We start from the raw sequence: 4,643 nt of genomic DNA, 5'->3' as shown, positions 1-4,643 counted from the left end.
TCCTCCTCGCCTGCGGAGACGGGGTGGTCGATGAGGGGGCCGTTCCCGACGCGCTCGCGCGCCCCGAGCCCGATCCCGCCCGGATGGAGGCGTGGCGCTGCGCCGGACGCGACTGGACCCACTCGGGCGTCTTCCCCGGAGACGCTTCGACGCCGCCCGTCGAGTGCTGGCAATTGGAGACCGGCGGGACGACCTTCGCCTGGCCCGTCGCCGCGCCCGGAATCGCCGTCGCCGCCGACGAGGCGGGGCACGTGGTCGCCGCCGATCCAGCCACGGGGGAGGAGCGCTGGCGCGTGGACCTGGGCGAGCCGGTCCGCGGGGCCCCCGCGCTCACCGACGGCTCGGTTTACCTCTCCCTGGGCCGGGGGGCGGTGGTCTCCCTGGACCGCGTCACGGGGGAGGTCCGGTGGCGCGTCGAGCTGGCCGGACCGTGCGACGTCGGCCCGACGCCCTACGGCAACTTCCTTTACGTGCCCGACGAGAGCGGGGCCCTCTTCGCCCTGGACAACCTCACCGGCGGCGTGGTCTGGGTTTACGCCGCGCCGTCCCCCATCCTCGCCCACCCGACGGTGGACGAGCGTTGCGTCTACCTCGCTGCCCAGGACGGCGTGGTCAGCGCCCTGGACCGGCGAACAGGCGAGGCGGTCTGGTCGGTCAGGGTGGAGGGGAGGGCCTATGGGGGGATCACCCTTGCCGGAGGCTTGCTCTACATCGCCGCCCGCTCGGGACAGCTCGCCGCGCTGAACCCCGCCGACGGCGCCCTTCTGGCCCAGACCACCCTGGGACAGCCGCCGGTCGGTCTGCCCGTCGTGACCGGGGGGGTCGTAGTCCTGGCTCACGACGGGGCGAAGATTGCGGCTCTGTCGGTCGGCGATTTGACCGAGCTCTGGCAGGCCGGCCTGGGTGACTACCCCGGCGGCGGCGCGGCGGTCGTCGGCGGGACGGTCGTCTGCCCCACCTGGTTCGGGACTCTGCGCGGTTACGACCTAGACGATGGTTCCAAGCTCTGGGAGATCAAGCTGGGCGGCATGTGCGACGCCCCCCCCGTCTGTGACGACGAGGGTCGGATGCTCGTCCTCCGGCGCGACGGCGTGCTCGTCTGCTATAAAATTTATTCGGAGGTGCCGGCATGAGCCCCGAGGAGCTGCTCGAGAGGGCCGCGGAGGCCCGTGTCCTGGCCCGCGCGCCGTATTCCGGGTTCGCGGTGGGGGCCGCGGTGCTCTGTGCCGACGGTCGAGTGTTCACCGGGGCGAACGTGGAGAACGCGGCCTACGGCGAATCTCTCTGCGCCGAGCGCAACGCCGCGGGGAGCGCCGTCTCCGCGGGGGCACTGCCCATCACGGCCTGTGCCATGGTCGCCGGGCGGACGGGCTCGCCGCCCCGGGGCGTCTGGCCCTGCGGCGCCTGCCGTCAGTTTCTCTTCGAGCTGGGAGGCGGCGACCTGATGGTCTATACTTTGGCCGACGACGGGTCGGTGGCGTCGGCCCGCCTGGCCGATCTCCTACCACTCCCCTTTGGGCGGGAACAACTGGAGTAAAAGGAACCCCACCGACCCTCATGACGTATCCTGAGATGAACGAGGATCCCGGCCGGGGTGTGTCGAGGCGGGGAGATGAGTCCGCCACGGAGGGGGATGACGTGGAGCATGCACTGACGGTAAGCTCCAGCGAACGGGAGGCCTACGAGGCCTTCGTCGGGGAGCACGCCCAAGAGGTGTACAACATCGCCATGGTCCTCACCGGGGACCGTTATCGGGCCGACGAGCTGGCGCAGGAGGCGTTCCTGAAGCTCTACCGCTCGCTCCAGCATTTCGATCCCGACCGCTCGCTCCGGAACTGGCTCTACACGGTGCTCAAGAACCTCTACATAGATTCCTGGCGCCGCGAAAACCGGATGAAAACGAACAGCATCGACGAGCCCATCTCCCTGGGCGGCGGCTCCTCGGTCCCCTTCCAGCTCGAAAGCCCCGACCCGGACCCCGAGCGGGTCATCGGATCCAACGAGGTGGCGGTCATAGTGCGGGACGCCGTCAGCCGTCTGCCCAAGAAGTACTCCATGGCCGTCGCCCTGTGCGACCTGGAGGGGCTCACCTACGAGGAAATTTCCGAGGTGATGGAGTGCTCGATCGGGACGGTCCGCTCACGCATCCACCGCGGACGCAAGCTCCTCCGCGAGCGCCTGTCCGACGTGGCGCCCCAGCTCCTGGGCTACACCCCCGCCTGAGGGGGGAGCAGGGGGGGGCAAATGAGATTCCGTTTGAGGATGACAACCTGACGGAGGCAACGGCGGGGGGAGTGAAAGGACGGGCCGCGTTAAAAGAAAAAAATGCAGTCTTCATACTGATTACCAATCATTGCAGCGTGAACGTATCGGCCGCTTTTAAGGAATAACGAATTCTTTTTGATCTGGAACCTCCAGGGGTCTGCGGGAACGTAAAACGGCCACAGAGCGTAGCCTTCACCGACGACACCGAAGATCGAACGACTTTGAGCCTGGAACCTGCCCTGAAGAAACGTGACCGACCACCAGAACGTAACCCTCACCGGTAACACCGAAGATCGAACGACTTTGAGCCTGGAACTTGCGAAAACTTCGAACGTGTGCGGGTATTCGCCTTCACCGACAAAACCGGACATCGAGCAACTATGAGATGCTGGCGTGCTAAAGGCCTGTTTTCAGCCTACATGGACGACGAGCTGCGAGGGCGCGAACTGGCCGCGTTCTGTGCGCACCTGAATGGTTGCCCGGCCTGCCGGCGCGAGCTCGCCGAGCTGCGCGCGTTGAAGGAGGCCGTCGGCTCGGTCAGCTACCAGCTCTCCGACGATTTCCACCAAGCCGTCCTGTCCCACTCGCGCCTCGCGGACCTTGTGACGGAGCGTTTCCGGTCGCGGAGCGAGGCCCGGTCGGCCCGGCCCAACATGCGTCTCGTTTTGGTGGCCGCATCCGTGGTCATCCTCGCGGTCGGAGTGGGGCTCCTCGGCCTGAATAACATGGCGGAGACAGCGTCGCCGATGGCCCTCGATCTGCCGCTGGCCGGCGACCGCGTGACCGATTCGTCGCCGGCGACCGCCGCCGAGCTCGGGACTGAGCCGGGCGACGTGGCCGAAGCGGTGGCGAAGGCGGTGCATAAAGATACCGGCCCCGAGGAATATTTGAGCGAGCATCTGGCCGCGACCGAGGTGTCCCAGAGCTCCACCGAGGAGCTCTCCCGCCACGTCCTCGCCGACGAGGCGCTCACCCGCGCCGCCGAAGTTCCCATCGAAATCTCGACCGGCGTCCGTTTCTCCCTCGTTAGCGCCGGCTCCCCCATCCCGGACACCGCCGCCGATCTGCCGAGCCTGCCCGCGGAGGGCGCCGCGGATGCGGATGCCGAGCATCCGGCCGGGGAGCGTACGGGGGAGTAGGACGACCGCCTGCCAAGACCGACGCCGGGTTGCGCCCGGCGTTTTTAGCGGCTTGCATTCAGCGCTTTTTTTCTTGAAAATCCAGAACTAAGCCACCCCTCCCGGCGTAATAGTTAGCGAATCATGTCACGCACGCTCACGATACTCCTTCTTTTTCTCGGCTCCGCGACCCTGGCCGAAACGGCGCTGGACGTGCTCACCCAGGCGCTCGCGGCCGAGCCGATCGCCGAGAATTACGTCGGCGAGAAGACGATAATCCTCTACAACGGCGCCCAGGCCGAGGCGATGGAGGTGCGCGTGAGCTTCGAGGCCGGCGGGGCGACGCGCACCGATTACCTCTCCCCGCCCACCATGCGCGAGCGGGTCGTGATTGACGACGGCGAGGACCTCTACTCCTACGACCCGCGCCTCGAGGTCACCATCCACTCCGACTCCCCGCAGATGCTGGACGACCGCCTGAGCAACACCGAGCGCAGGGACCTCATCGCCGGCAACTACATCCTCGAGCTCGAATCCAACAACACGGTGGCGGGGCGCGACGCCTACAGGATCGAAATAACCTCGCGCCACAACGCCACGCCCCACCGCATCCTCTGGGTGGACTCCAAGAACTACCTCGTGTTGCAGACCCGGGAGGAGTGCAACGATTCGGCCGCCAACACCGGTTTCTCCTGGATCGAGTTCAACGTGGATTTCTCCCCCGATTACTTCTCCGAGGGCCAGTTTTCCGGCACGGTGGTCGAGGAGGCCGAGTCGGTCAGCAAATCCGCCCGGAATCAGCTCCCGGAAGATATGGGGTTCGTGCCCGTCGTTCCCGATAAACTGCCCGGCGGCTTCATCCTGGTCGAGACCCGGTTGGGCTACCGGGCCAACGGCCAGTACGCCGCGCATCTCTCGTACACCGACGGTCTCGAGGGGCTTTCGGTCTTCGAGGAGCCGCAGGAGGGGAGCCTGACGGGGCAGGAGATAGCCCTGGGCGAGACGAAGGCCCACCTCTCCAAGAGCGCCAACTACTCGGTGCTCCAGTGGCGGGCCGGGGACATAACCTTCACCCTGGTCGGCCAGCTCACCAACTTCGGCCTCTACCAGGTCGCCGCCTACTTCCTGACCGGGAAGTGAGTTGGGCGGTCGCCGGTGTGCGGTGAGGGGTCGCCCGGTTTGTTTTTTTTGATATGTAGTGGGGCGGGTCGCGTGACCCGCCCCTTCGTTTCCCCCTCTCCCCTCTGGGGAGAGGCTCGC

Annotated in this window: 5 protein-coding genes; all 5 read left to right on the top strand. The window is 66.8% G+C overall.

Annotation, left to right across the window (positions count from 1 at the left end; all coding sequences use genetic code 11):
• Nucleotides 1-1,133 (top strand): PQQ-binding-like beta-propeller repeat protein (locus tag NTW26_02860; protein MCX7021213.1); only part of this gene is annotated, 1,133 nt, incomplete at its 5' end.
• Nucleotides 1,130-1,537, top strand: coding sequence for a cytidine deaminase (cdd, locus tag NTW26_02855; GenBank protein MCX7021212.1), 408 nt, complete (start codon nt 1,130-1,132; stop codon nt 1,535-1,537). The genes NTW26_02860 and cdd, both read left to right, overlap by 4 nt.
• Nucleotides 1,538-1,557: 20 nt before the next feature.
• Complete coding sequence (locus tag NTW26_02850; GenBank protein MCX7021211.1) at nt 1,558-2,223, top strand: sigma-70 family RNA polymerase sigma factor; 666 nt, start codon at nt 1,558-1,560, stop codon at nt 2,221-2,223.
• A gap of 422 nt (nt 2,224-2,645) precedes the next feature.
• Nucleotides 2,646-3,404, top strand: a complete 759-nt coding sequence (locus NTW26_02845; protein MCX7021210.1) for a zf-HC2 domain-containing protein — start codon at nt 2,646-2,648, stop codon at nt 3,402-3,404.
• Nucleotides 3,405-3,527: 123 nt separating this feature from the next.
• Nucleotides 3,528-4,523 (top strand): hypothetical protein, encoded by a 996-nt coding sequence (locus NTW26_02840; protein ID MCX7021209.1) that lies wholly within the window; start codon nt 3,528-3,530, stop codon nt 4,521-4,523.
• Nucleotides 4,524-4,643 lie beyond the last annotated feature (120 nt).

The sequence above is a fragment of the bacterium genome (assembly GCA_026398675.1).
In the GTDB taxonomy this organism is placed as follows: domain Bacteria; phylum RBG-13-66-14; class RBG-13-66-14; order RBG-13-66-14; family RBG-13-66-14; genus RBG-13-66-14.
The sequence above is the reverse complement of the archived record's forward strand: the minus strand, read 5'-3'. Positions and strand labels throughout refer to the sequence as shown.

Coding starts and splice junctions, on each gene's coding strand:
- cdd (MCX7021212.1), top strand. CDS start 1,130: ATGAGCCCCGAGGAGCTGCTCGAGAGGGCCGCGGAGGCCCGTGTCCTG.
- NTW26_02850 (MCX7021211.1), top strand. CDS start 1,558: ATGACGTATCCTGAGATGAACGAGGATCCCGGCCGGGGTGTGTCGAGG.
- NTW26_02845 (MCX7021210.1), top strand. CDS start 2,646: ATGAGATGCTGGCGTGCTAAAGGCCTGTTTTCAGCCTACATGGACGAC.
- NTW26_02840 (MCX7021209.1), top strand. CDS start 3,528: ATGTCACGCACGCTCACGATACTCCTTCTTTTTCTCGGCTCCGCGACC.